Source organism: Roseateles sp. (assembly GCF_019237615.1).
Lineage (GTDB): Bacteria > Pseudomonadota > Gammaproteobacteria > Burkholderiales > Burkholderiaceae_C > Pelomonas.
The window spans coordinates 1-22,565 of the sequence record NZ_JAFAGT010000096.1; the positions used below are offsets into that span (position 1 = coordinate 1).

Sequence of the window (22,565 nt, forward strand, 5' to 3'; positions counted from 1 at the left end):
CTTCGACGAGCAGGCCGTCCGCGAGTTCGCCCCCGGCCTCGAGGAGGTCCTCGTGATCGAGGACAAGGGCCCGTTCCTCGAGCGCCACGTGCGCGACGCGCTCTACGGCGGGCCGCACCAGCCGGTCGTGTCCGGCACCCGCGACGCGCGCGGCGCCACGCTCGTGCCCGCCGCCGGGGCGTTCGACGCCGACGCGATCGCTCGCCTCGTCGGCGCTCGGCTCCTCGCGCGCGAGGAGCACGCGGGCGCGCGCGCCCGGCTCGAGCAGCTCGGCGCCGCCGACGCCCGTCGCAGCCCGGAGCTCGGTCCGGCGCGCACGCCGTTCTTCTGCTCCGGCTGCCCGCACAACACGAGCACCGCCGCGCCCGACGACACGCTCGTCGGTGCCGGCATCGGCTGCCACACGATGGTCCTCCTCGCCGGGCCCGGGCACGGCAACGTCAGCGGCCTCACGCAGATGGGCGGGGAGGGCGCGCAGTGGATCGGGATGGAGCCGTTCCTCACACCGCAGCACTACGTCCAGAACATCGGTGACGGGACCTTCCACCACTCCGGTTCGCTCGCAGTCCGCGCCGCGGTCGCAGCCGGGCTCGACGTCACCTACAAGCTGCTGTACAACGACGCGGTCGCGATGACCGGCGGCCAGCAGGTCGGCGAGCGTCCCGAGGGCCACAGCGTCACGCAGATCATGAACAGCCCGATCAGCGAGGGCGTGACCGTGCACCACCGCGACGAGCTCGACCGGATCCAGCGTGAATTCCGCGAGATCGCGGGCACCAGCGTGATCATCTACGACCAGACCTGCGCGACCGAGAAGCGCCGCCGCCGCAAGCGCGGCAAGCTGGTCGACCCGGCCAAGCGCGTCGTCATCAACGAGCTGGTCTGCGAGGGCTGCGGCGACTGCTCCATCCAGTCCAACTGCCTGTCCGTCGAGCCGCTGGAGACCGATTTCGGCCGCAAGCGCCAGATCAACCAGAACACCTGCAACAAGGACTACTCCTGCGTGAAGGGCTTCTGCCCCAGCTTCGTCACCGTCGAGGGCGGCGAGCTGAAGAAGCCCAAGAAGGAGGGCCGCAAGAGCCCCTTCGACGCGGCGCTGGGCATGCTGCCCATGCCCGTCGTCCCGAACGCGGAACAAGCCTGGGGCATCGTCGTCGCCGGCGTGGGCGGCACGGGCGTCATCACCATAGGCCAGCTGCTCGGCATGGCGGCGCACCTTGAGGGCAAGGGCGTCATCACGCAGGACGCCGCGGGCCTGGCGCAGAAGGGCGGCGCGACCTGGAGCCACATCCAGATCGCCAACCAGCCCGAGGCCATCTACTGCACCAAGGTCGGCACGGCCGAGGCCGACCTCGTCATCGCCTGCGACGCCATCGTCGCCGCCAACAAGGCGACGCTGGCCGTCATGCGCGAGGGCCGCACCTTCGTGGCGCTGAACACGCATGGCTCGCCGACGGCGACGCTGGTCAACGATCCGGACTGGAGCTTCCCGGGCACGGCCTGCGAGCAGGCGCTGGGCAAGGCCGTCGGCGAAGGGCACCTGGGCGCCTTCGACGCCGAGGACGTGGCCGTCAAGCTGCTGGGCGATTCGCTCTACACCAACCCGCTGATGCTGGGCTACGCCTGGCAGCAGGGCCGCATCCCGCTGAGCTACGACGCGCTGATGCGCGCCATCGAGCTCAACGGCGTGCAGGTCGACAACAACAAGGCGGCGTTCGAATGGGGCCGCCGCTGCGCGCACGACCTGAAGAGCGTGCAGTCGCTGTACGCGGCCCAGGCCGTCATCCAGCTCGTCAAGCGCCAGAGCCTCGACGAGATCGTCGCCAAGCGCGTGGAATTCCTGACCGGCTACCAGAATGCAGCCTACGCGGCCGAGTACCAGGCCTTCGTCGACAAGGTGCGTGCGGCCGAGGCCAAGCTGGGCAGCAAGACCACGCTGACCGAGGCCGTGGCCCGCTACCTGTTCAAGTTGATGGCCTACAAGGACGAGTACGAGGTCGCCCGCCTGCACACCGACGTCGCGTTCACCAACAAGATCGCCGGCATGTTCGAGGGCGACTACAAGCTGGTGCACCACCTCGCGCCGCCCCTGTTCGCGAAGAAGAACGACAAGGGTGAACTGGTGAAGAGGCCCTTCGGCGGCTGGATCCGTCCCGCCTTCGGCCTGCTGGCCAGGATGAAGGGCCTGCGTGGCACGGCTTTCGACATCTTCGGCCACACCGAGGAGCGCAGGATGGAGCGCCGCTGGATCGCCGACTACCGCGCCGGCGTCGACAAGGCGCTGGCCGGCCTGAGCGCCGAGTCGCTGCCCACCGCCGTCGAGCTGGCCCGCGTGCCCGAGGACATCCGTGGCTATGGCCATGTGAAGGCCCGCCACGAAAAGGCCGCCAAGGCCAAGTGGGACGCGTTGCTGGCCAAGGTGTAAGGCCCCGGCTCGACCTCACGCCGGCCGGCGTGAGGTCCTCAGGGCCTCAGCGTCGTGTGCTGCAGCACGATCAGCCAGCGGCCGTCGATGCGCTGGTAGGCAAAGCTGTAGCGCACAGGCCGGCTTGGCGGCCGGCCGTCGGCCTGCTCGCTGAACTCGCATTCGCCCGAACGCACCGCCGTCTCGCCGAACAGCTTCAGATTGCCGACCACCCAGCGCATGCGTGCCGTTGGCCGCTTTGCCATCTCGTCGAAGAACAGCGGCAGCGCCGTGCCGGACAGCGGCACGGCCGAGTACTCGTCGTCCGTGATCAGCGCGCCCGGGGCATACAGCCGCTGCAGCCGCCGCGGGTCGCGGCTGTTGTAGGCCTCCTTCCAATCCTCCAGCGCCTGCATCAGCTCGTTGGTGCAGTCGCTGCCGGGCGCGTCACAAGGCAGCGGCGGCGATACCAGCGCCCGGGGCGTCGTCGTGCAGCCGCCGGCCAGCACCAGCAGCAGGCATGCCGCGATGGCGAGCGGCACGCGCACCCTGTCTGTCACCTGCATCCTTGGTCTCCCTGTGTTGTGGCGTGCATTGAACGGCAAGCCGGCGCCGGGTGCACGCGAAGAAAACGTCGGCCTGCCGACCGGCCCCGGGGTCCCGGGGCATGCGTGGCGCCGTGGCGATTTCCGCACGGCCGGTGTGCCTTCCCGCATTTTGTGGCCCGCAAACGCAATAGAGTCCGTAGAGTCCGCACGCTAGGCACCGGAAATCGGGCCAGGGGAGCGCATATGACGCCAGACGACTTGCTGGGCTTGTTCTCGATCACCGAGACGGACCTGGCCGAGGTTGCAGGGGCTGGAGTGGTGCTCGACGAGCACCTCGACCGGATCGTGGAGCGCTGGTATGGCTGGCTGCGCAGCCAGCCCGGCGCGATGCGTCACTTCACCTCTGACGAGCAGCTGGACCGTGTCCGGCGCCAGCAGATCCAGCATTGGCGCGTCTTCCTGCGCGGTCGCGTGGACGCCCTCTATCTCAGGCAGCGCCAGCATATCGGTCAGGTGCACGCCAGCATCGACCTGCCCAACGACATCTACTTCGCCGGCGTCAGCCAGTTCCTGGCTTTCATCACCGAATGCCTGCACGAGCTGCGACCCAACGAGATGGCAGCCAACGTGCGCTGGACGACCGCGATCGCCAAGCTGATGCTGCTGGATACCTACGTCGTCATCGACACCATCGCGACCATCGCGCGCGACAAGATCGCGCTGCACGCCAAGGCCGTCATGGAGATGAGCACGCCGGTGACGCCGATCTGGGACAGCATCCTGCTGCTGCCGCTGGTGGGCATCATCGACTCGACCCGCACGGCCGACGTGATGACCAAGTCGCTCACCAAGATCGCGGAGACGCGCGCCCGCGTCTTCGTGCTCGACATCTCGGGCGTGGCCAGCGTGGACACCGGCGTGGCCAACCAGCTCATCAAGATCACCCGGGCCACGCAGTTCATGGGTTGCGAGGCCATCATCTCGGGCGTCTCGCCGTCCATCGCGCGGACCATGGTCGAGCTGGGCGTGTCCATAGGCGACATCCAGACGACGGCCACCATGCGCGATGCCTTCGAGATGGCGCTGAAGCGGATCGGCAAGCCGCTCTGAGCGCCGCGGTGCCACCATGCTGGACGCCGACGACATAGAGCACGCCAGCCGCATCAGCGAGCTTGACGGCCTGCTCGTGGCCAGCCTCGCGCCGGACCTGGGGCCGGCGGGCCTGGAGCGGTTCGCGCATGTGGTGCTGCAGCGACTGGCGGTGACGCCCTGGCGGGCCGTCGTGCTGGATTGCTCGGCCGTGCTGGTGATGGACAGCCAGGAGTTTGCGCGGCTGGCCGAGTTGGGGGGCATGTGCCGGTTGCTCGGGGCCCGCGCCTATCTGACGGCGCTGAACCCCGGCATCGCCATCCATCTCGCGCTGGCGCAGTTGCAGGCGCCCGAGCTGCGTTTCTGCCGCGACCTGGACCACGCGCGCGGCCTGGCCGAGGCGGAGCCGGCGTGAGCGAGCAGCGGTTGGTCTACCGCCTGCGCAGCGAGCTGGACCTGCAGCTGGCGCTGAGTCAGCTGCCCCGGGCCGAACTGCTGGCCGGGGTTGGCGAGGCCGAGCGCACGCTGCTTTGCACCATCGCCGCGGAGCTGGGCAGCAACATGCTCAAGTTCGCGTATGGCGGCGAACTGCGGCTGAGCCGACGCCGCGAGGCTGGCGCGGAGCTCGTCGAGGTGCTGGCCGAGGATGACGGCCCCGGCATCGCCGATGTCCCGGTCGCCGTGCGCGAGCATTACAGCACCGCGGGCACGCTGGGCCTGGGCCTGCCCGGCGTGCTTCGCATGGCCGACCATGTCCACATCGAGACGGGCCCGGGCTGCGGCACCAGCGTGCAGGCCCTGACCTGGCTGGGCGAGCGGGCCCCGGAGTCGCGCGAACGCCTGACCTGCCGCCGCCGCAGCGCCGCCGAGCCGGCGGCGCTCGCGATGAGCTGGGGCAGCGAGAACCACCCCTGCCCTGGCCAGTCGGTGTCGGGCGACGCCGTGGTGTTCCGGCCCCTCCCGTCGCGCCAGCTGATCGTCACGGTGCTGGACGCGTCGGGCCATGGGCCGCGTGCCCACGACCTCGTCACGCGGCTGGCGGCGCTGGTGGCGGATCATCCGAACCCCGACCTGGTGCCGCTGCTCGAGGCCTTGCACCTGGCCTGCCGTGGCACACCGGGCGCGGCGGCCGGCGTGGCCCGGATCGACGCGGTGGCGGGCATGCTCGGCTATGCCGGCGTGGGCAATGTCCGTGCGCTGCTGCTGGGCCCCGCCGCCGATGAGCGGGCCTGGAGCGGGGTGTCGCGCGACGGCGTGCTCGGCGACCGCTTCCCTACGCCCTTCGTCCAGCAGGCCCGGCTGTCTCCTGGCCAGGTGCTGCTGCTGTACTCCGACGGTGTCAGCGAGACACTGCGAAGCTTCAGGGGCAGCCTGCCGGGGGTGGGCGAGGCCGCGGCGCTGGCGCGCCAGGTGGTGAGTCAATGCGGGCGGGGCATAGACGATGCGGCCTGCGCGGCGGTGAGGCTGGCATGAATGCCGGCACGGTGTCGCTGGGCGAGGTGCGGCTGAGCGGCGCCGGGGCACAGGTCCAGGCGCGGGGCAAGCTGTTGCGCACGCTGGCGCATTGCCGCGCGCTGCGCGCAACGCAGGCGATCGGCTGTTGCAGCCTGCTGTCCGAGGTCTGCGGCCAGGCGCTGCGGCGCCTGCCCATGCTGCGGCTGCGGGCCGAGCTGGAGCTGGACCGGTGCCAGCTGTGCCTGGAGATCGCCGCGCTCGACGGGGAAGCCTGGCCGGACGTCGTGCTGCCGGGCACTCTGGGCGCGGGCCTGGAGGTCGCCCGGATGCGCGGTGGCCTCTGCCTGCGCTGCCGGCTGGACAGCGTGCCGACGCCAGCCGAAGTGGAGGCCATGCAGCGCCAGTTCCGGGAGGCAAGCCGCGAGGAGCTGTTTTCGCTCATCCAGGCGCAGAACCGCGAGCTCGCCGCCGCCAACGAGCTGGCCGAGGCCGCCACCCGCGCCAAGACCGAGTTCCTGGCCAACATGAGCCACGAGATCCGCACGCCGATGAATGCCGTGCTGGGTATGGCCCACCTGGCGCTGCAGACCGAGCTGGACGCGCGCCAGCGCGACTACCTGAACAAGATCCAGGGTGCGGGCCAGCACCTTCTCGCCATCATCAACGACATCCTCGATTTCTCGAAGATCGAGGCGGGGCGCATGGACCTGGAGCGGGTCGAGTTCGACCTCGAGGCCGTGCTCGAGAACCTCGCGATGCTGGTGGGCGAACGCGCCGAGGCCAAGGGGCTGGAGCTGCTCTTCGAGGTCGATCCCGGCATCGACTTCCTGCTGGTCGGCGACCCGCTGCGCTTCGGCCAGGTCCTCATCAACCTCACCAACAACGCGATCAAGTTCACCGAGCAGGGCGAGATCGCCGTGCGCGTGCGCTGCACCGTGCGGCAGGAGGCGGCGGTGGCGCTGCGCATCGAGGTGTCGGACACCGGCGTCGGCATGACCGGCGAGGAGTCCGGCAGGCTGTTCCGCTCCTTCCAGCAGGCAGACAGCTCGGTCACGCGCCGCTTCGGTGGCACGGGGCTGGGGCTGGCCATTTCCAAGGCCCTGGTCGAGCTGATGCACGGCCAGATCGGCGTCGACAGCGTCCCCGGCCGGGGCAGCACGTTCTGGTGCAGCATCGAGTTCGAACGCGGCCGCGCCAAGCCTGCTCCGCATCCGGGCGCCGGCGCGCAGGGGCGGCGCGTCCTCGTCGTCGACGACCACGAGAGCACGCGCAATGCGATCACGCAGGTGCTGCAGGGCATGGGCTTCGGCGTCGAGCAGGCCGGCGGCGGTGTCGAGGCGCTGGAGTGCATCCCGCGCGCCGCGGCTGCCGGCAGACCGTATGACGTGGTACTGCTGGACTGGCACATGCCCGACCTGAACGGCATCGAGGTGCGCCGCCGCCTGCTGGCACAGACACCGGGTGGCCTGCCGCCCTGCGTGCTGCTCACCGGCTATGGCCGCGAGCATGTGATCCGCGAGGCCGAGCTGGCCGGCTTCGCCCGCGTGCTGATCAAGCCCGTCTGCGCCAGCCTGCTGTCCAGCACCCTCGACGCGCTGCTGGCCGGGCAGCCGCGCGCCGACGCGCCGGGTCGGCGCGCCGCGCGCGGCCCCGCGGCGCGCTTCAAGGGCCTGCACGTGCTGCTGGCCGAGGACAACGAGGTCAACCAGCAGGTGGCGACGGAGCTGCTGCGCTCCGAGGGCGCCGACGTGGCCGTCGCCGGCGACGGCCAGGAGGCGCTGCAACAGCTGGAGTCGGGTGGCTACGACCTGGTGCTGATGGACATGCAGATGCCGGTGATGGACGGCCTCAGCGCGACCCGCGCCTGGCGCCGCCGCGAGGGCGAGCGCGGCGACGGCAGTCACCTGCCCATCCTGGCGCTGACGGCCAACGCGATGTCTGGCGACCGCGAGCATTGCCTGGCCGCGGGCATGGACGACCACCTGGCCAAGCCGCTGGACCCCGCCAAGCTCTTCGACGCCATCGAGCGCTGGATGCCCGGCGTGGCGGGTGAGCCCGCGGCGGCGCCGGGCGCGCCAGCCGCCGGCATCGCCGACGAGGGCACGCCGCTGGACTTCGACCAGCTTCGCGCGGGCGGGCTCGAGGTGGACCTGGCGCTGGGGCGGCTCATGAACCGGACGGCGCTCTATGCCTCCGTCGTCGTCCGCTTCCGCAACGACCGGCAGGGCTATCTGCACCAGGCCAGGCAGGCGCTGCAGGCCGGCGACCATGCCGCGGCGATGCGCGCCGCGCACACCACGCGCAGCGTGGCGGGCCTGATCGGTGCGGCGCAGCTGGCCCGCTCGGCAGGCCTGCTGGAGGCGGCGCTGGAGCGGCACGATGACGCCGCCGTGGCGCTGGCGCTGTCCCAGGGGCTGGAGCTGCAGCAGGCGCTGGTCACGCTGTTCGACGCCGCCATGCAGCCGCGGCGCGCGGCCGATCCGACCCAGGCCCGGGCGCAGCTGCGGGCGTTCAGGCGGCTGCTCGAAACCGACGACGCACGGGCGCTGATCCTGTTCGACAGCGAGCGCGAGCTGCTGAGCGGGGCGCTGGGTGGTCGCGCCGACGCGGTCGAGGCGGCCGTCCGCAAGCTCGAGTTCCGGCGCGCGCTGGACCTGCTCCCCGGGCCCGAGCCGGCGGCCGACTGAGGGCAGGGCCTCGTCAATCGGGGCCTGCCCGTTCGCGAACGGTGGCGGAGCGCGGCTGCCCTATGCTGGGCCGATGCCCCCCGGTTCCCGCAAACCCCCGGCCTGGCCGGGACTCCTCCTTGCCATGCTGGGCGCCATCGGCTTCTCCGGCAAGGCCATCATCGTCAAGCTGGCCTACCGCCATGGCGTCGACGCGGTCACGCTGCTGATGTGGCGCATGCTGCTGGCGCTGCCCTTCTTCCTCGTGCTGGCCTGGTGGGCCGGCCGCGGCAAGCCCGCGCTGACGCGCCGGGACTGGCGCGACATCGCCGTGCTGGGCTTCACCGGCTACTACCTGGCCAGCTTCCTGGACTTCGCCGGACTGGCCTACATCACGGCCAGCCTGGAGCGCCTCATCCTCTACCTCAACCCGACGTTGGTGCTGCTGCTGTCGGTGCTGTTCTTCCACCACAGGCTGCAGCCGCGCCAGCTGCTGGCGATGGCCATCAGCTATGCCGGCGTTGTCGCCGTCTTCGCGCATGAGCTGAGCTTCGAGGGTACCCATACGGCGCTCGGCGCTGCGCTGGTGTTCGCCAGCGCGGTCAGCTATGCGATCTACCTGGCGCTCAGCGGCAAGGTCGTGCAACGGCTGGGCGCGCTGCGGCTGACGGGCCTGGCCAGCAGCGTGGCCGGCGCGTTGTGCATCGCCCAGTTCGCGCTGCTGCGGCCGCTGTCCACGGCCTGGGTGCCCGAGCCGGTGCTGTGGCTGTCGCTGCTGAACGCCACGGCCTGCACGGTGGCGCCCGTGCTGATGGTGATGCTGGCCATCGCCCGCATCGGCGCGCCGCTGTCGTCCCAGGTCGGCATGGTCGGGCCGATGAGCACGGTGCTGATGGGCTATGCCATCCTCGGCGAGCCGATGAACGGCTGGATCGCGCTGGGTACCGTGCTGGTGCTGGCCGGGGTCTTCCTCGTGGGGCGCAAGCCGGCCCCACGCTGAACTGGATTGACCCTCGGCACGCTTGTGAGTTCAAAATCATCGAACAATGGCGACAAGGCCGGTGAACCGAACCGCGGCCACCCAGGAACACACTGCATGCCCATGACGAGCCCCGCCCGCTACACCCCCGTTGCCATCGTGCTGCACTGGCTGCTGGCGCTGGCCATCGTCTGCGCCTTCTGCGTGGGCCTGTACATGGCCGACCTGCCGTTCTCGCCGTTGCGGCTCAAGCTGTACAACTGGCACAAATGGGCCGGTGTCACCATCCTTGCGCTGTCGGCGCTGCGCCTGCTTTGGCGCCTGGCGCACCGCCCGCCGGCCGACCTGCCCATGCCCGCCTGGCAGGCCCGCCTCGCGCATGCCACCCACGCCCTGTTCTACGTCGCCTTCTTCGCCGTGCCGCTGACCGGCTGGGCCATGAGCTCGGCCAAGGGCTTCCCCATCGTCTGGTTCGGCGTGCTGCCGCTGCCCGACTTCGTGCCCAAGGACCATGACCTGGGCGAGCTGCTGGAGGCGGTCCACGCCTGGCTGGCCTACGGCCTGGCTGCGCTGGTGCTGGCCCACGTGGCTGCCGCGCTCAAGCATCAATTCATCGACCGCGACGGCCTGCTGGCCCGCATGTCGCTACGCCGCCCCTGAACGAGGACCCCGCCATGACGAAACTACTGGCTTCCCTGCTGCTCGCCGCCACCTTCCTGCCGGCCCAGGCCGCCACGCTGCAGCCCGAGAAGAGCGACCTCAGCTTCACCTTCAAGCAGATGGGCGTGCCGGTCGACGGCAAGTTCCGCAAGTTCGAGGCACAGCTGGACTTCGACGCCAAGAAACCCGAGGCCGGCAAGATCGCCTTCACGGTGGACCTTGCCAGCGTCTCCCTCGGCGACCCCAGCTTCGACAAGGAGCTGGCAGGCACGCCCTGGTTCGACACCAAGCGCAACGGCAAGGCGACGTTCGTGTCCAGCGGCATCAAGCCCACCGGCCCCGGCAAGTACGACGTGGCCGGCAAGCTGACCATCAAGGGCGCCAGCCGCGACGTCGTCGTGCCGATCACGCTGTCCTCCGGCGTCGCCGCGGGCAGCGTGGCCATCAAGCGCCTGGACTTCAAGATCGGCGACGGCGAATGGGCCGACACGTCCATGGTCGCCAACGACGTCACCATCAAGTTCAAGCTGGCCTTCAGCGGCCTTTAATTCCACCCCACCCTCGGAGACCCCCGATGAAGAAAGCCCTGCTCCTCACCGCCCTGCTGGCCGCCGTCGGCGCCGCCCAGGCCCAGAGTGCCACCTACATGATCGACAAGAACCACACGGCGGTCACGTTCGAGGCCAAGCACTTCGGCACCAGCACGCTGCGCGGCCGCTGGGACAAGAAGGAAGGCACCGTCACGCTGGACAAGGCCGCCAAGACCGGCAAGGTGGAGTTCACGATCGACATGGCCTCCATCACGACCGGCTCGCCGCAGTTCGACGGCCACCTGAAGAGCAAGGACTTCTTCGAGGTCGAGCAGTTCCCGACGGCCAAGTTCGTCGGCGACAAGTTCACCTTCAATGGCGACAAGGTCGCCAGCGTCACCGGCGAGCTGACGCTGCACGGCAAGACCAACCCGGTCACGCTGACGGCCACGGGCTTCAATTGCTACGAGAACCCCATGCTCAAGCGCGAGGTCTGCGGCGGCGACTTCGAGACCACCCTGCAGCGCAGCCAGTTCGGCATCACCTATGCCGCACCGGTCACGCCGGACAACATCCGCCTGCTGATCCAGGTCGAGGCGATCAAGCAGCAGTAAGCGCTGCCGGCTCCCGCCCCGAGGCCCGCCCACTGGCGGGCCTCGTCGTTTATGCCCCGACGGCCTGTCGCGCGCCTGTGCAGTTCGTCCCCAGGGCGGGTCGGCGCGTCGCTTCGACCCCACGCGGCGGAAAACGCTTGCGTACAGTGGCTCCCAACGACGATTCCCGGCCATGAGCACCTCCTTCACCCCCAGCCCCCAGCAAAAGCTCTGGATCGAGCGCTGGCAGCGCTTCTCCACGACGCTGGTGCGCTACTTCCATCTCTACGCCGGCTGGCTGGTCGGCATCAGCTGGAAGCGCTTCGTGCTGCTGTCGCTGGCGCTGCTGATCGGCGTCAACGTGCTGAAGAACCTGCCGCCCTTCACCTGGCGCGTCAGCGAGCAGGTGGAGCAGAGCGACCGCGGCGCCGTGCGCCGCCAGGCCAAGCTGGAGGCCGAGGCCAAGAAGGCGGCCGACCAGGCCCGCAGGGCCGCCGAGAAGGCCGCCCAGAAAGCCACGGCCAAGGGCAGCAGCGACAAGGGCGTGCACTACGAGGTCAAGATCGACGAACGCGGCGTGCGCATCCAGCCGGTGCGCCCCGCCTCGTCTGCCAGCGCGGCCGAAGGCGAGGAGGGCGAGGCCCGGGACGACGTCCCCCCGGGCATCTCCATCGACTTCCCCAAGAGCGCCCGTCCCGAGGACGTCCGCACCGCCGTGGAGCAGGCCAAGGAACAGCTCAGCCAGCTCAAGCAGGAAGCCGACGCGCTCAAGCAGGCCCAGCAGGCCGCCGCCGAAGCCCAGACGGCGCTGCAGGAGGCCGTCGACGAGACCCGCGACGCCCGCCGGCGCGTCACCGTCGTGCATGCCGGCGACTCGCTGGTCGACCTGGCCATCCTGTGGATCCTGGCCTCGGCCGTCATCAAGGCCATGTACAAGGGCCGCATCCAGGCCGAGGTCAAGGCCGCCCAGGCCACGGAGAACGCCGAGAGCGAGGCCCTCAAGCGCCAGGTCATCGAGGCCCGCATGGCGGCGATGCAGGCGCAGGTCGAGCCGCATTTCCTGTTCAACACGCTGGCCAGCATCGACCACCTGATCGAGGTGGACCCGCCGCGCGCGAGCCAGATGCAGAAGAACCTCATCGCGCTGCTGCGCGCCTCCATGCCCACCATGCGAGAGGCCAATGCCAACGGTGGCGCACGCGACCTGGGCCGCGAGCTGGCCGTCATCCGGCCCTACCTCGAGATCCTGAAGATGCGCATGGAAGAGCGCCTGCAGACCGAGATCGACGTGCCCGACGGCCTGCTGTCCGCCGAGTTCCCGCCCATGATGATCCAGGGCCTGGTCGAGAACGCGATCAAGCATGGCCTGGAGCCCAAGGCCGAGGGCGGCAGCCTGAAGGTCAAGGCCGAGATCCTGCACGGCAAGCTGGCCGTGACGGTGGCCGATACCGGCCTGGGCTTTGGCCGCGCCGCCACCTCCGGCACCGGCGTGGGCCTGGCCAACATCCGCGAGCGCCTGCAGCTGCTGCACGGCAGCAAGGCCAGCGTCACCGTCACCGAGAACCAACCCTCGGGCACCGTGGTCACCATCACCGTGCCCTACCGCAGCCGCAACGAAGAAGGAGTCGCAGCATGAAGACCCTGTTCAAGATCCTGTTCATCGCCACCGCGCTGCTGGTGCTGCTGGCCATGTTCGGCGGCTTCGCGCTGCTGCACCATGGCCCGGGCATGCATGTCGTGCTGGACGACGGCGAGTTCTTCCTCGGCGGCGGCGGCCTTGGCGACTGGTTGGGCGCCAGCCTCGGCCTGTTCATCGCCGGCGTCGTCTGCGTCGTCGTGTTGCCCCTGGTGCTGCTGCTGGGCGTGGCGCTGCCGCTGCTCATCGTCGGCGGCGTGCTGGCCCTGGTCGTCGCCAGCCTGCTGGGCGTCGGCGTCGTGTTCGGCTCGCCGCTGATCCTGCTGGGCCTGCTGCTGTTCGTCGTGCTGCGCAACCGCAGCCGCGCCAACGCCGCCAAATCGACCTCCGTCTGAACTAGCATCCGCGGCCATGAGCACAGCACCCATACGCGCCGTTCTGGCCGACGATGAACGCCTGATGCGCGAGCAGTTGCGCAGCCGCCTGACCGAGGTCTGGCCCGAGCTGGACATCGTGGCCGAGGCCAAGAACGGCCTGGAGGCCGTCGAGCTGACGAAGGAGCACAAGCCCGACCTGGTCTTCCTCGACATCCGCATGCCGGGCCTGACGGGCGTGGACGCCGCCCGCCAGATCGCCCAGCTGCCCGAGGACGACGACTGGCTGGTGCCCGAGATCGTCTTCATCACCGCCTACGACCAGTACGCCGTCGAGGCCTTCGAGCAGGGCGTGGCCGACTATGTGCTCAAGCCCGCCGAGCGCGAGCGCCTGCAGCTGACGGTGGCCCGCATCAAGAAGCGCCTGGCCCAGCGCGAGGGCAAGGAGTCGGTCGAGACATCGTCGGCGCCGCTGCAGCAGCTGCTGCACAAGCTGTCCGCCCAGGTCAGCGGTGGCGGCAAGCCCAGCTACCTTCAATGGATACAGGCCACCGTCGGCCAGGCCATCCAGATGATCCCGGTGGAGGAGGTGCTGTTCTTCATCAGCGACGAGAAGTACACCCGCGTGCAGACGGCCAAGGTGGAGGCGCTGATCCGCAAGCCCATCAAGGAGCTGGTGGACGAGCTGGATCCGCAGGTGTTCTGGCAGATCCACCGCTCCACGCTCGTCAACGCGCGGGCCATCGACGGCATCACGCGCGACTTCCGCGGCCGCCAGCTGGTGGGCGTGAGGGGCCTGGCCGAGAAGCTGGAAGTCAGCCGCAGCTACACCCACCTCTTCAAGGGGATGTAGGCCGCTGCGCCGCCAGCGCGGCGATCAGATCCCACAGCCGCTGCGCGGCCGGCGCCAGCGAGCGCTGGCGGCGCCTGGCCAGCACGACCTGGCGGCTGAGCGCGGCCTCCAGCGGCACGGCGCGCAGCGCCACGGCGTCGGGCAGCGGCAGCGACAGTGCCGGCAGCACCGACACGCCCAGCCCCGCCTGCACCATGCGGAAGGCCGTGGCCGGGTGGCCCACGTCGAGGGCCACCTGTGGCACCACGCCCGCGCGCGCGAAGGCGCGGTCGATCAGCGGGCGGCTGCCCGAGCTGTAGTCCAACAGCACCAGGGGCCGGCCGGCCATGTCCGGCAGCGTCAACAGCTGCCGGTCGGCCAGCTCGTGGGCGGCGGGGCAGACGAGGATGAAGCGCTCGTCGAACAGCGGCTGCTGCTCCAGCTCCGGCTCGGTGGCGTCCATGCCGACGAGCACGGCGAAATCCACCTCGCCGCTGCGCACCGCCTCGATGGCCAGCTGCTGGGTCTGGTCGCCCAGCCGTACCTGGATGTCGGGGAAGCGCTGCCGCGCCGCGGCCAGCACCTGGGGCATCAGCCCGCCCGAGATGGTCGGCGCGCTGGCCACGCGCACGATGCCGCGCGCCGCCGCGCCCGAGTCGCGGGCCTCGTCCAGCATGCCGTCCAGCTCGCCCAGCAGCCGGCGCAGCGGGCCGACGAGGGCCTGGCCGGCCGCCGTCAGCACCACCTCGCGCGTCGTGCGGTCCAGCAGCTTCAGGCCCAGCTCGGCCTCCAGCCCGCGTACGGCCTGGCTGACGGCGGGCTGCGACAGGCCGATGCTGTCGCCGGCCCGGCCGAAGCCCTCGTGCTCGGCCACTGCGAGCAGCACGCGCAGCTGGCGCAGCGTGACGTGAGGGGAGGGCATGGCGGGCAACCGGGGTTATTTATTGATCTTGTGGATTAAATCATCCGATTAATCCATTTCTCAATTGGGCTGCCATCCGATGCAATGCGGCCCATGAAACGCCCCGCCTGGCTGCCCGACAACTTCGTTCTGCTGCTGCTCGCCACCGTGGCGCTGGCTGCGCTGCTGCCCGTGCAGGGCCGCGGCGTGGTGGTGCTGGACGGTCTCACGCAGGCGGCCGTCGCGCTGCTGTTCTTCCTGCATGGCAGCAAGCTGTCGCGCCGCGCGGTGTGGGAGGGCCTGCTGCACTGGCGGCTGCATGCCCTCGTGTTCGCGGCCACCTTCGCGCTGTTCCCGCTGCTGGGGCTGGTGCTGCGCCCCTGGCTGGAGCCGCTGGTGGGCCCCACGCTCTACCTCGGCGTGCTCTTCATCTGCGCGCTGCCGTCCACGGTGCAGTCATCCATCGCCTTCACGTCGGTGGCGCGGGGCAATGTGGCGGCGGCGATGTGCAGCGCGTCCACCTCCAACATCCTGGGCATGGCGCTGACGCCGCTGCTGATGGCGGGCATGGCGCGGTGGGTGGGTGGTGCCGCCGAGGCCGGCGCGGTGCAGCTGTCCTGGCACACGTTCCAGGGCATCGTCGGCACGCTGCTGCTGCCTTTCGCCGCCGGCCAGGCGCTGCAGGGCTGGACGGGGGCCTGGGTCGCCAGGCACAAGGCCTGGGTACGTGTGTCCGACCAGGGCACCATCCTGCTGGTCGTCTATGGCGCCTTCAGCGCGGCCACGGTGCAGGGCCTATACCGTCATCTGCCGCCGGCCACGCTGCTGGCGCTGCTGGGCATCTGCGCACTGCTGCTGGCGCTCGTGATGCCGCTGCTGATGCTGGTCAGCCGCCGGCTCGGCTTCTCGCGCGAGGACGAAATCGCCATCGTCTTCTGCGGCTCCAAGAAGACGCTGGCCAGCGGCGTGCCCATGGCGCAGATCCTGTTCGCCGGCCAGGCCGTGGGCCTGCTGGTGCTGCCGCTGATGCTGTTCCACCAGTTGCAGCTGATGGTGTGCGCGCCGCTGGCGCGGCGCTACGCCGTCGGGCCACGGCCCGCGCCGGCGCTGCAGCGCTGATTACTTCTCGACGAACGCCCGCTCGATGACGTAGTCGCCCGGCGTCGTCGTGCTGCCTTCCTTGAACTTGCGGATCTCCAGCATCTCCTGCATGTCCTTCAGCAGCGCCGGGCTGCCGCACAGCATGATGCGGTCTTCGTCGGGGTTCAGCGGGGGCAGGCCCAGGTCGGCCTGCAGCTTGCCGGTCTGGATCAGGTCGGTGATGCGGCCCATGTTCTTGTAGGGCTCGCGCGTGACCGTCGGGTAGTACAGCAGCTGCTCGCTGGCGTACTCGCCCAGGAACTCGTGCTGGTGCAGGTCCACGGTGAGGTGGTCGTGGTAGGCCAGCTCGGCCACCTCGCGCACGCCGTGCACGATGATGACCTTCTCGAAGCGCTCATAGGTCTCGGGGTCGCGCACGATGCTGATGAAGGGCGCCAGACCCGTGCCGCTGCCCAGCAGGTAGAGGTTCTTGCCCGGCAGCAGATAGTCGATCAGCAGCGTTCCTGTGGGCTTGCGGCCGACGATGATCTGGTCGCCCGGCTTGATGTGCTGCAGCCGCGAGGTCAGCGGGCCGTCCGGCACCTTGATGCTGAGGAACTCCAGGTTCTCCTCGTAGTTGGCGCTGACGATGCTGTAGGCGCGCAGCAGCGGTTTGCCCGTCTCGGTCTTGAGGCCGATCATCGTGAAGTGGCCATTGGAAAAACGCAGGGCCTGGTCGCGCGTCGTCGTGAAGCTGAACAGGCGGTCGGTCCAGTGATGGACGGTCAGGACGGTCTCTTCGTGGAAGGCACTCATGGGCGATGGAGTTGACGGGTTAACCCGGGGATTTTCGCCGGGAAGTGGTCACCGGCCGTCGCCAAGGGGTCAAGGCGTCGTTTCGATGCGCAGAAGCCTGGCGCCGGCGCCCTCCGCGGCGACCTGGTCCTGTGGGTTGTAGAGGGTGCAGGTCTTCAGCGACAGGCAGCCGCAGCCTATGCAGCCCGTCAGCCGGTCGCGCAGCTTCTGCAGCGCCTTGATGCGCTTGTCCAGCAGCGGCGCCCAGCTGGCCGACAGGCGCGTCCAGTCCGCCTTGGTGGGCGTGCGCCCCTGCGGCAGCGTGGCGAGCGCGGCCTTGATCTGCGGCAGGCTCAGCCCGACGACCTGGGCCGCGCGGATGAAGGCCACGCGGCGCAGCACATGGCGCGGGTACTGACGATGCCCGCCGGCGCTGCGGCTGCCGGTGATCAGGCCCTCGGCCTCGTAGAAGCGCAAGGCGCTGGTCGCGACGCCGGCGCGCCGGGCGAGCTGGCCTATGGTCAACGGAGCGGGCGAACTTGACTTCAAGTTAACTTGAACTTCGAGCATTGCGCCATGTTCCCACAGCCGAGACCCGCCATGCTGATGAAGACCGCCAAGCCCGCTCCCGCCACCCTGGCGCAGCTGCACCACCTGCTCGACGCCGGGGTGGCGCTGGCGCCCACCTACGGTGGACGCCTGAGCAACCACCTGCCCATGGCCCAGCAGGCGCTGCTGGAGCTGGGCGCCTCGGCCGAACGGCTGCAGGCCTGGAGCGAGCACCATGAGACCCAGCTGGAACCGCGCGTCGCGGCGCGCCCGGGCCGCGTGCTGCCGGCGCGTGACCTGGGGCGCATCGACAGCGAGGCCGCCTGGCACGCCCACTTCGCCGCGCGCATCTCGGCCGTCGGTGCGGCAGCGGCGCTGGGCGAAGCGCTGCCCCTGCTGCTGGACGGCGTGGGCGCCATCGCCTTCCATGGGCTGATCCGAACCGCCCATGCCGTGCTGGCCGGTCATGAGGGCGAGCTCGCCTTCGGCCTGGCCCACTGGGCGGCCCATTTCCTGCCCCTGCCGACGACGACCGATGGCCCGCCGCTGGCGCTGGCCGATTGGCTTCAGGCCTTGCAGCAACTGCCCCGCCCGGCCTATCCGGCCGGCAGCCTGATCAGCGGCCGCATGGAGGCCTGGGGCGCGTCATCTGATTTCGCCGCCGTCGCCGGCCGCCTGCGCCACGGGCCCGACACGCTGCGCGACATTGCCCTGCTGGCCGCCCGCACCTATGCCGCCACCGGCAACTTCACGGTGCTGCACCTGCTGACGGGCAGCCATGCGATGTGCGTGCTGGAGCCCTGGTGGCCCGCGCCCGAGCTGGCGCGAGGCTTCAGCGTGGCCGCCGCGGCCGGCCTGCTGGCCGGCGGTGCCGCACCGGCGCTGACGCTGGACCATGGGCCCAGCCGCCCCTGGCCCGCGCTGAGCGCCGCCGCCTGCGGGCAGGACAACGTCCACGTCATCAAGCTCACCCACGCCGCCTGGCGCCTGGACCGGCGCTGGCCCGACCCGGCCTGGCGCCGCGCCGCCGAACGTGCCAATCCAGTTTGATGGATTGCAATTTCCAGTAAACTGGAATGCATGGACATCACGCAACGCATTGGCCGCCGCCTGCACGAGCTGCGCTCGGCCGCCGGCCTGTCGCTGGACGCGCTGGCGCAGAAGAGCGGCGTCAGCCGCTCCAATATCTCGCTGATCGAGCGCGGCCAGAGCAGCCCGACGGCGGTCGTCCTCGACAAGCTGTCTTCGGCGCTGGGCGTCAGCGTCGCGTCGATGTTCGAGGCCGGTCCCGCGCCCGCGGCGCCGTCGCCGCTGGCCCGCGTGGCCGAGCAGCCGGTCTGGAGTGACCCGGCCTCGGGCTACCGCCGCCGCAACGTCTCGCCCGCCGGCGTGTCGCCGCTGCAGTTGGTGGACGTGGTCTTCCCCGCCGGCCAGCGCGTTTGCTTCGAGACCTCGGAGCGCGATGCCGACATCCACCAGCTCATCTGGATGATCGACGGCGTCATGGAGATCGCCCATGGCAGCGAGCGGTGGCAGCTCAACGCCGGCGACTGCCTGGCCATGCGGCTGGATGCGCCCATCGGCTTCCACAACCCGGGCGCCAAGCAGGCGCGCTACCTCGTTGCGCTGACTGGAGCCAGGCCGTGACCACGATCCGGGAACTCGATGGCGCCGAAGCCCTGGTGCGTGTGAACGAACTGGCCGAGGTGCTGCGCGACTGCGTCGAAGGCGGCGCGTCGGTGGGTTTCATGCTGCCGCTCGCCGAAGGACGGCCGGAAGCCTTCTGGCAACAGGCGGCGGCGTGCGTCGCGGCCGGTGAGCGCCATCTGTTCGTCGCCGAGGACAAGGCCGGCCGCATCTGCGGCACGCTGTCCCTCGTTGTCGACATGCCCGACAACCAGCCGCACCGGGCCGACGTGAGCAAGATGCTGGTGCACCGCCGCGCGCGCCGGCAGGGCATCGCCGAGCGGCTGCTGCGGGCGCTGGAGCAAAAGGCATGCGAGCTGGGCCGGACGACGCTGGTGCTGGACACCGTGACGGGCAGCGATGCGTCGCGCGTCTATGAGCGCGCGGGCTGGCTGCGCGCCGGCGACATCCCGCGGTACGCGCTGATGCCCGCCGGCGAGCCCTGCTCGACCACCTACTACTTCCGTCATCTGTGAATCGGGAGCACCGCATGGAGTTCGTCGACTGCACGCTGGAAGCGCACGGGGATGCCATCCTCGACATCTTCAACGAGGCCATCCTCAACTCGACGGCGCTGTACGACTACAAGCCGCGCCCGAGGGAGTCGATGGAGGGCTGGTTCAAGACCAAGCAGGACAACCGGTTCCCGGTCATCGGTGCGGTCGACGAACAGGGCCGCCTGCTCGGCTTCGCGAGCTACGGCACGTTCCGCGCATGGCCGGCCTACAAGTACTCGGTCGAGCACTCGGTGTATGTGCACAAGGACCACCGTGGCAAGGGCCTGGGGCTGCTGCTGATGGAGCGCCTCATCGCCGCTGCGAGGCAGCAGCACAAGCACGTCATGGTGGGCGGCATCGACATGGCGAACCACGGCAGCATCGCGCTGCACGAACGGCTGGGCTTCCAGCACTGCGGAACCATCAGGCAGGCCGGGTTCAAGTTTGGCCGCTGGCTGGACCTGGGCTTCTACCAGCTGCTGCTGGACACGCCGCCGCAGCCCGTCGACGGCTGAACTCAGCCGGCCCTGAAGCCTATGCCTCGCCGCGCTCTCACCTCGGGCTTCGCCCGATGCTCCGCCTCCAGCTGAGCCAGGAACTCGTCCGGCGTGAAGGCCTCGCCGAGGATATCGACTTGCTGCCTCACGGCGGCGAAGTCGCCATGCGTCAGGCAGTCCATCGCGGCCAGCCTCGAGCGCTGCTCGCCGGTGGGCGCCTCGCCCGCCTCGTGCTGGAACATCGCCACGCGCTGCTCCGGCTTCAGTGCCTTGAAGCGGATCTTGAACGCGAAGCGCCTGAGGGCCGCCTCGTCGAGGTCGTCGAAGAGGTTGGTCGTGCAGATGAAGAGGCCGTTGAAGCGCTCCATGCCGGCCAGCATCTCGTTGACCTCGCTGACCTCGTAGTTGCGCTCCGCATGCCTGCGGCTGCGCAGGAAGCTGTCGGCCTCGTCCAGCAGCAGCACGGCGCCTTCCGTCTGCGCCGTCTCGAACATGCGCGCCATGTTCTGCTCGGTCTCGCCGACGAACTTGCTGGCGATGTCGCTGGCCCGCCTGACCATCAGCGGCCGGCCCAGCGCCTGCGCGATGTGCTCGGCCAGGGCCGTCTTGCCGCTGCCGGGCGGCCCGTAGAAGCACAGCTGGCCCCGGCCCTGACGGCGCAGCGCCTCGACGATGCGCGGGATCTCGAAGCGGCTCTCGCAGTTCAGCAGTTCCAGCGCATAGCGCGTGACGCAGGGCCGCGCGAGGCTGCCGGCGTCGTCCCGGCCCAGGGCCTTGTCGGCGTTCAGCAGCTGGCGTTCGATGAGCTTCTCGGTGTCGTCGGCCGAGCCGGCCAGCTGGGCGAAGCGCACGGCGGTGCGGATCTGCGCCGGCGTCAGGCCGGGGCGCTCGGCCAGCTTGGCGACGAAGCCGTCGCTGACGGCGACGTCGGCCAGCGCCCGCGCCACCAGCCCCTGGCGCGCGCCGGGCGGCGGCGACTTCAGCTCCAGGTGGTACTGGAAGCGGCGCCGGAAGGCGGGGTCGATCTGCTCGATGCGGTTGGTGACCCAGATCACCGGCACCGGGTTGGTCTCCAGGATCTGGTTCACCCAGGCCTTGCCGCTGACCGAGTTGCCGATGCCGCCCTCGGCGCTGGCATCCAGCCGGCTCAGCAGCGAGGCGGTGTCGCTGGACAGCGGCGGGAACACGTCCTCCACCTCGTCGAACAGCAGGGCCACGTTGGCGCTGGCCTTCAGGAAGACCTGGCTGATCTGCAGCGAGCGGTAGCGGTCGCGGCCCGACAGCGAGTTGCCGTCGCGGTCGGCGTACTCGACCTCGTACAGGTCCAGCCCCGCGGCGGCGGCGGCCACCTTGGCCAGCTCGGTCTTGCCCGTGCCCGGCGGGCCGTAGAGCAGCACGTTGACGCCGCTGGCATGCGTGGCCACGGCCCGGCGCAGCAGGCCTTGCAGCAACGCCAGGTCCTCATGGACGAACTGGAAGTCGCCCGGCGCCAGCAGGCTCTGGGTGGCCGGCCGCGTGAACACGGCCATCAGGTCGTGCGGGCCCTGGTACTCGCGCATCAGCACCGGCGGGAGCTGGTCGCTGACCTTCATCAGGTCGGCCAGGTCGGTGATGTTGTGCTCGGAGATCAGGTTCTCCACCATGCCGATGCGCTCCAGCCGCGAGCCGGCTCGCAGCGCTTCGGCCACCTCGCGCTCGTCCACGCCGGCGACGGCCGCAATGGCCGCGAAGGCCTCCTGCGCCGTGTTGACCTTGAACTCCACCAGCGCCCCGCGCAGCTCGCGCTGGTAGCGGGCCAGCGTGCCGTAGAGCAGGATGGCGCGTTCGGCCGGGTTGAGCTGCAGCAGCTTGCCCAGGGCGGCGATGTTCTTCTCGACCAGCGTGGACTCGCGCTTGAGCTGGCGCTCCAGGTGCTCGCAGGTGGTGGCCAGCAGGGCCATCATGTCCTTGGGGGCGTCCTTGACGTACTCGTCGAGGTAGAAGAACAGCGTGCCCTCGGAGAAGGGGCCGCTCCATTGGCCGAAGCGGTCGAGGAAGGATTCGTCGCTCAGCGCCTCGTGGCCGCGCCACAGTTCGTTGCCGGCGCAGCGCAGGCCCAGGTAGCCGCGCAGCCGCTGCAGTACGCGGGCGGGCCAGACCAGATGGCGACCGGTGAAGGACAGCAGACCGTTGAAGTCGCGCCGCAGGTTGAAGCGGCCGGCGTGCCTGACGGTCAGCGTCAGAACGAACTGCGAGCACATGCGGTCCAGCACCGGGGCGCTGTCCAGGCCGGGCGAGGGCAGCGCGCGGGCAGCGCAAGCCCGGGGGGCTGTCTCTGCGGCGGCTCGCTTCACCATCGATGGGCTCCTTGCGCGGCCCGAAGCGGCCGGCGTTGACCCATCTTGTATCAGGCTTGACGGCAGATCAATGCGTTGCCAGGCCGTAAACGTTCAGTGCATCACGACCGGCTGCTGTCCCATCACTGCGTAGCGCTCGATGAAGGCGTCGAGTTCGTCCTCGGAGGGCTCGCCTTCGGCGATGAGGGCCTGCACGCCCTGCTGGAAGGACTCGGCCAGTGCGCCCTCAATGAAGATCTCCTTGCGGGCGAACTTGTCGACGATCTCGAAGCCGCCGCGGTTCAGCTGCGGCCCTTCCTCCACAGCGTGGAGCTCGGCGGTCGGCACGTCGAACTGAACGACGATGAAGCTGTCGGAGTTGTAGAGCATGTGCATGGAGTTCTCCTCAGGGCTTCAACTGCGGCTGGGGCCCGTGGTTTCAAGCCCCGCTCGATTCAGATACTGGCAGAACGCCCCCC

At 70.0% G+C, this 22,565-nt stretch carries 23 protein-coding genes; 17 read left to right on the forward strand and 6 right to left on the reverse strand.

The genetic code is table 11. The features are described from left to right. Positions 1-2,425, forward strand: a 2,425-nt coding sequence (locus JOY88_RS20300) for an indolepyruvate ferredoxin oxidoreductase family protein (RefSeq protein WP_293504463.1), incomplete at its 5' end; no start/stop codon positions are given. A 38-nt stretch (positions 2,426-2,463) separates the two neighbouring features. On the opposite strand, the gene JOY88_RS20305 is transcribed toward JOY88_RS20300, so the two are convergent. After that, a complete protein-coding gene (locus JOY88_RS20305) occupies positions 2,464-2,970 on the reverse strand; it encodes a DUF4440 domain-containing protein (RefSeq protein WP_293504464.1) in 507 nt (168 codons plus the stop codon). Between the two features lie 225 nt (positions 2,971-3,195). Here JOY88_RS20305 and JOY88_RS20310 point away from each other — a divergent pair, with 225 nt between their 5' ends. The 11 genes from JOY88_RS20310 to JOY88_RS20360 all read left to right on the forward strand — a co-directional run bounded on the left by JOY88_RS20310 (position 3,196) and on the right by JOY88_RS20360 (position 13,787). Beyond that, positions 3,196-4,062 carry a protoglobin domain-containing protein gene (locus tag JOY88_RS20310; RefSeq protein WP_293504465.1) on the forward strand — a complete coding sequence of 289 codons (867 nt, stop codon included), beginning with the start codon at positions 3,196-3,198 and terminating at the stop codon, positions 4,060-4,062. Between the two features lie 16 nt (positions 4,063-4,078). Further along, positions 4,079-4,456 carry an STAS domain-containing protein gene (locus JOY88_RS20315; RefSeq protein ID WP_293504466.1) on the forward strand — a complete coding sequence of 126 codons (378 nt, stop codon included), beginning with the start codon at positions 4,079-4,081 and terminating at the stop codon, positions 4,454-4,456. Continuing rightward, the gene (locus JOY88_RS20320) at positions 4,453-5,514 is read left to right on the forward strand and encodes a SpoIIE family protein phosphatase (protein ID WP_293504467.1); all 1,062 of its coding nucleotides are present in this window, start codon (positions 4,453-4,455) and stop codon (positions 5,512-5,514) included. The genes JOY88_RS20315 and JOY88_RS20320 overlap by 4 nt, the downstream gene beginning before the upstream one ends. Beyond that, complete coding sequence (locus tag JOY88_RS20325; protein WP_293504468.1) at positions 5,511-8,183, forward strand: hybrid sensor histidine kinase/response regulator; 2,673 nt, start codon at positions 5,511-5,513, stop codon at positions 8,181-8,183. The genes JOY88_RS20320 and JOY88_RS20325 overlap by 4 nt, the downstream gene beginning before the upstream one ends. A 73-nt stretch (positions 8,184-8,256) precedes the next feature. Further along, complete coding sequence (locus JOY88_RS20330) at positions 8,257-9,162, forward strand: DMT family transporter (protein ID WP_293504469.1); 906 nt, start codon at positions 8,257-8,259, stop codon at positions 9,160-9,162. Between the two features lie 96 nt (positions 9,163-9,258). Further along, positions 9,259-9,801: a cytochrome b gene (locus tag JOY88_RS20335; RefSeq protein WP_293504470.1), complete on the forward strand. Its 543-nt coding sequence runs from the start codon at positions 9,259-9,261 to the stop codon at positions 9,799-9,801. A 14-nt stretch (positions 9,802-9,815) separates the two neighbouring features. Then, complete coding sequence (locus tag JOY88_RS20340) at positions 9,816-10,349, forward strand: YceI family protein (RefSeq protein ID WP_293504471.1); 534 nt, start codon at positions 9,816-9,818, stop codon at positions 10,347-10,349. 26 nt (positions 10,350-10,375) lie between these two features. Next, positions 10,376-10,945: a YceI family protein gene (locus tag JOY88_RS20345; protein ID WP_293504472.1), complete on the forward strand. Its 570-nt coding sequence runs from the start codon at positions 10,376-10,378 to the stop codon at positions 10,943-10,945. Positions 10,946-11,117: 172 nt separating this feature from the next. After that, positions 11,118-12,560 (forward strand): sensor histidine kinase, encoded by a 1,443-nt coding sequence (locus tag JOY88_RS20350; protein WP_293504473.1) that lies wholly within the window; start codon positions 11,118-11,120, stop codon positions 12,558-12,560. Then, the gene (locus tag JOY88_RS20355) at positions 12,557-12,955 is read left to right on the forward strand and encodes a hypothetical protein (protein ID WP_293504474.1); all 399 of its coding nucleotides are present in this window, start codon (positions 12,557-12,559) and stop codon (positions 12,953-12,955) included. Before JOY88_RS20350 ends, JOY88_RS20355 begins: the two co-directional genes overlap by 4 nt. 16 nt (positions 12,956-12,971) lie before the next feature. Continuing rightward, on the forward strand, positions 12,972-13,787 hold the full coding sequence (locus JOY88_RS20360) for a LytR/AlgR family response regulator transcription factor (protein ID WP_293504475.1): 816 nt from the start codon (positions 12,972-12,974) through the stop codon (positions 13,785-13,787). Here the strand turns inward: JOY88_RS20360 and JOY88_RS20365 are convergent. Beyond that, positions 13,774-14,688 (reverse strand): LysR family transcriptional regulator, encoded by a 915-nt coding sequence (locus tag JOY88_RS20365; RefSeq protein ID WP_293504476.1) that lies wholly within the window; start codon positions 14,686-14,688, stop codon positions 13,774-13,776. The two genes, JOY88_RS20360 and JOY88_RS20365, sit on opposite strands and share 14 nt — an antisense overlap. A 93-nt stretch (positions 14,689-14,781) precedes the next feature. On the opposite strand from JOY88_RS20365, the gene JOY88_RS20370 reads away from it, so the two are divergent. Further along, the gene (locus tag JOY88_RS20370; RefSeq protein ID WP_293504477.1) at positions 14,782-15,786 is read left to right on the forward strand and encodes a bile acid:sodium symporter family protein; all 1,005 of its coding nucleotides are present in this window, start codon (positions 14,782-14,784) and stop codon (positions 15,784-15,786) included. Here JOY88_RS20370 and JOY88_RS20375 read toward each other — a convergent pair whose 3' ends face one another. Next, complete coding sequence (locus JOY88_RS20375) at positions 15,787-16,563, reverse strand: ferredoxin--NADP reductase (protein ID WP_293504478.1); 777 nt, start codon at positions 16,561-16,563, stop codon at positions 15,787-15,789. 69 nt (positions 16,564-16,632) lie between these two features. Next, positions 16,633-17,112 (reverse strand): redox-sensitive transcriptional activator SoxR, encoded by a 480-nt coding sequence (gene soxR / locus JOY88_RS20380; RefSeq protein ID WP_293504479.1) that lies wholly within the window; start codon positions 17,110-17,112, stop codon positions 16,633-16,635. A 30-nt stretch (positions 17,113-17,142) separates the two neighbouring features. Between soxR and JOY88_RS20385 the strand changes: the two genes are divergently transcribed. The 4 genes from JOY88_RS20385 to JOY88_RS20400 are packed head-to-tail and all read left to right on the forward strand — an operon-like array spanning position 17,143 to position 19,789. Next, complete coding sequence (locus JOY88_RS20385; protein WP_293504480.1) at positions 17,143-18,141, forward strand: questin oxidase family protein; 999 nt, start codon at positions 17,143-17,145, stop codon at positions 18,139-18,141. A 30-nt stretch (positions 18,142-18,171) separates the two neighbouring features. Next, positions 18,172-18,738 carry a helix-turn-helix domain-containing protein gene (locus tag JOY88_RS20390; protein WP_293504481.1) on the forward strand — a complete coding sequence of 189 codons (567 nt, stop codon included), beginning with the start codon at positions 18,172-18,174 and terminating at the stop codon, positions 18,736-18,738. After that, the gene (locus JOY88_RS20395; RefSeq protein WP_293504482.1) at positions 18,735-19,253 is read left to right on the forward strand and encodes a GNAT family N-acetyltransferase; all 519 of its coding nucleotides are present in this window, start codon (positions 18,735-18,737) and stop codon (positions 19,251-19,253) included. The genes JOY88_RS20390 and JOY88_RS20395 overlap by 4 nt, the downstream gene beginning before the upstream one ends. Before the next feature lie 14 nt (positions 19,254-19,267). After that, positions 19,268-19,789: a GNAT family N-acetyltransferase gene (locus tag JOY88_RS20400; protein WP_293504483.1), complete on the forward strand. Its 522-nt coding sequence runs from the start codon at positions 19,268-19,270 to the stop codon at positions 19,787-19,789. Positions 19,790-19,791: 2 nt separating this feature from the next. Here JOY88_RS20400 and JOY88_RS20405 read toward each other — a convergent pair whose 3' ends face one another. Both JOY88_RS20405 and JOY88_RS20410 read right to left on the reverse strand, forming a co-directional pair. Beyond that, a complete protein-coding gene (locus JOY88_RS20405; RefSeq protein ID WP_293504484.1) occupies positions 19,792-22,107 on the reverse strand; it encodes an ATP-binding protein in 2,316 nt (771 codons plus the stop codon). Between the two features lie 93 nt (positions 22,108-22,200). Next, complete coding sequence (locus JOY88_RS20410) at positions 22,201-22,482, reverse strand: BTH_I0359 family protein (RefSeq protein WP_293504485.1); 282 nt, start codon at positions 22,480-22,482, stop codon at positions 22,201-22,203. Positions 22,483-22,565 lie beyond the last annotated feature (83 nt).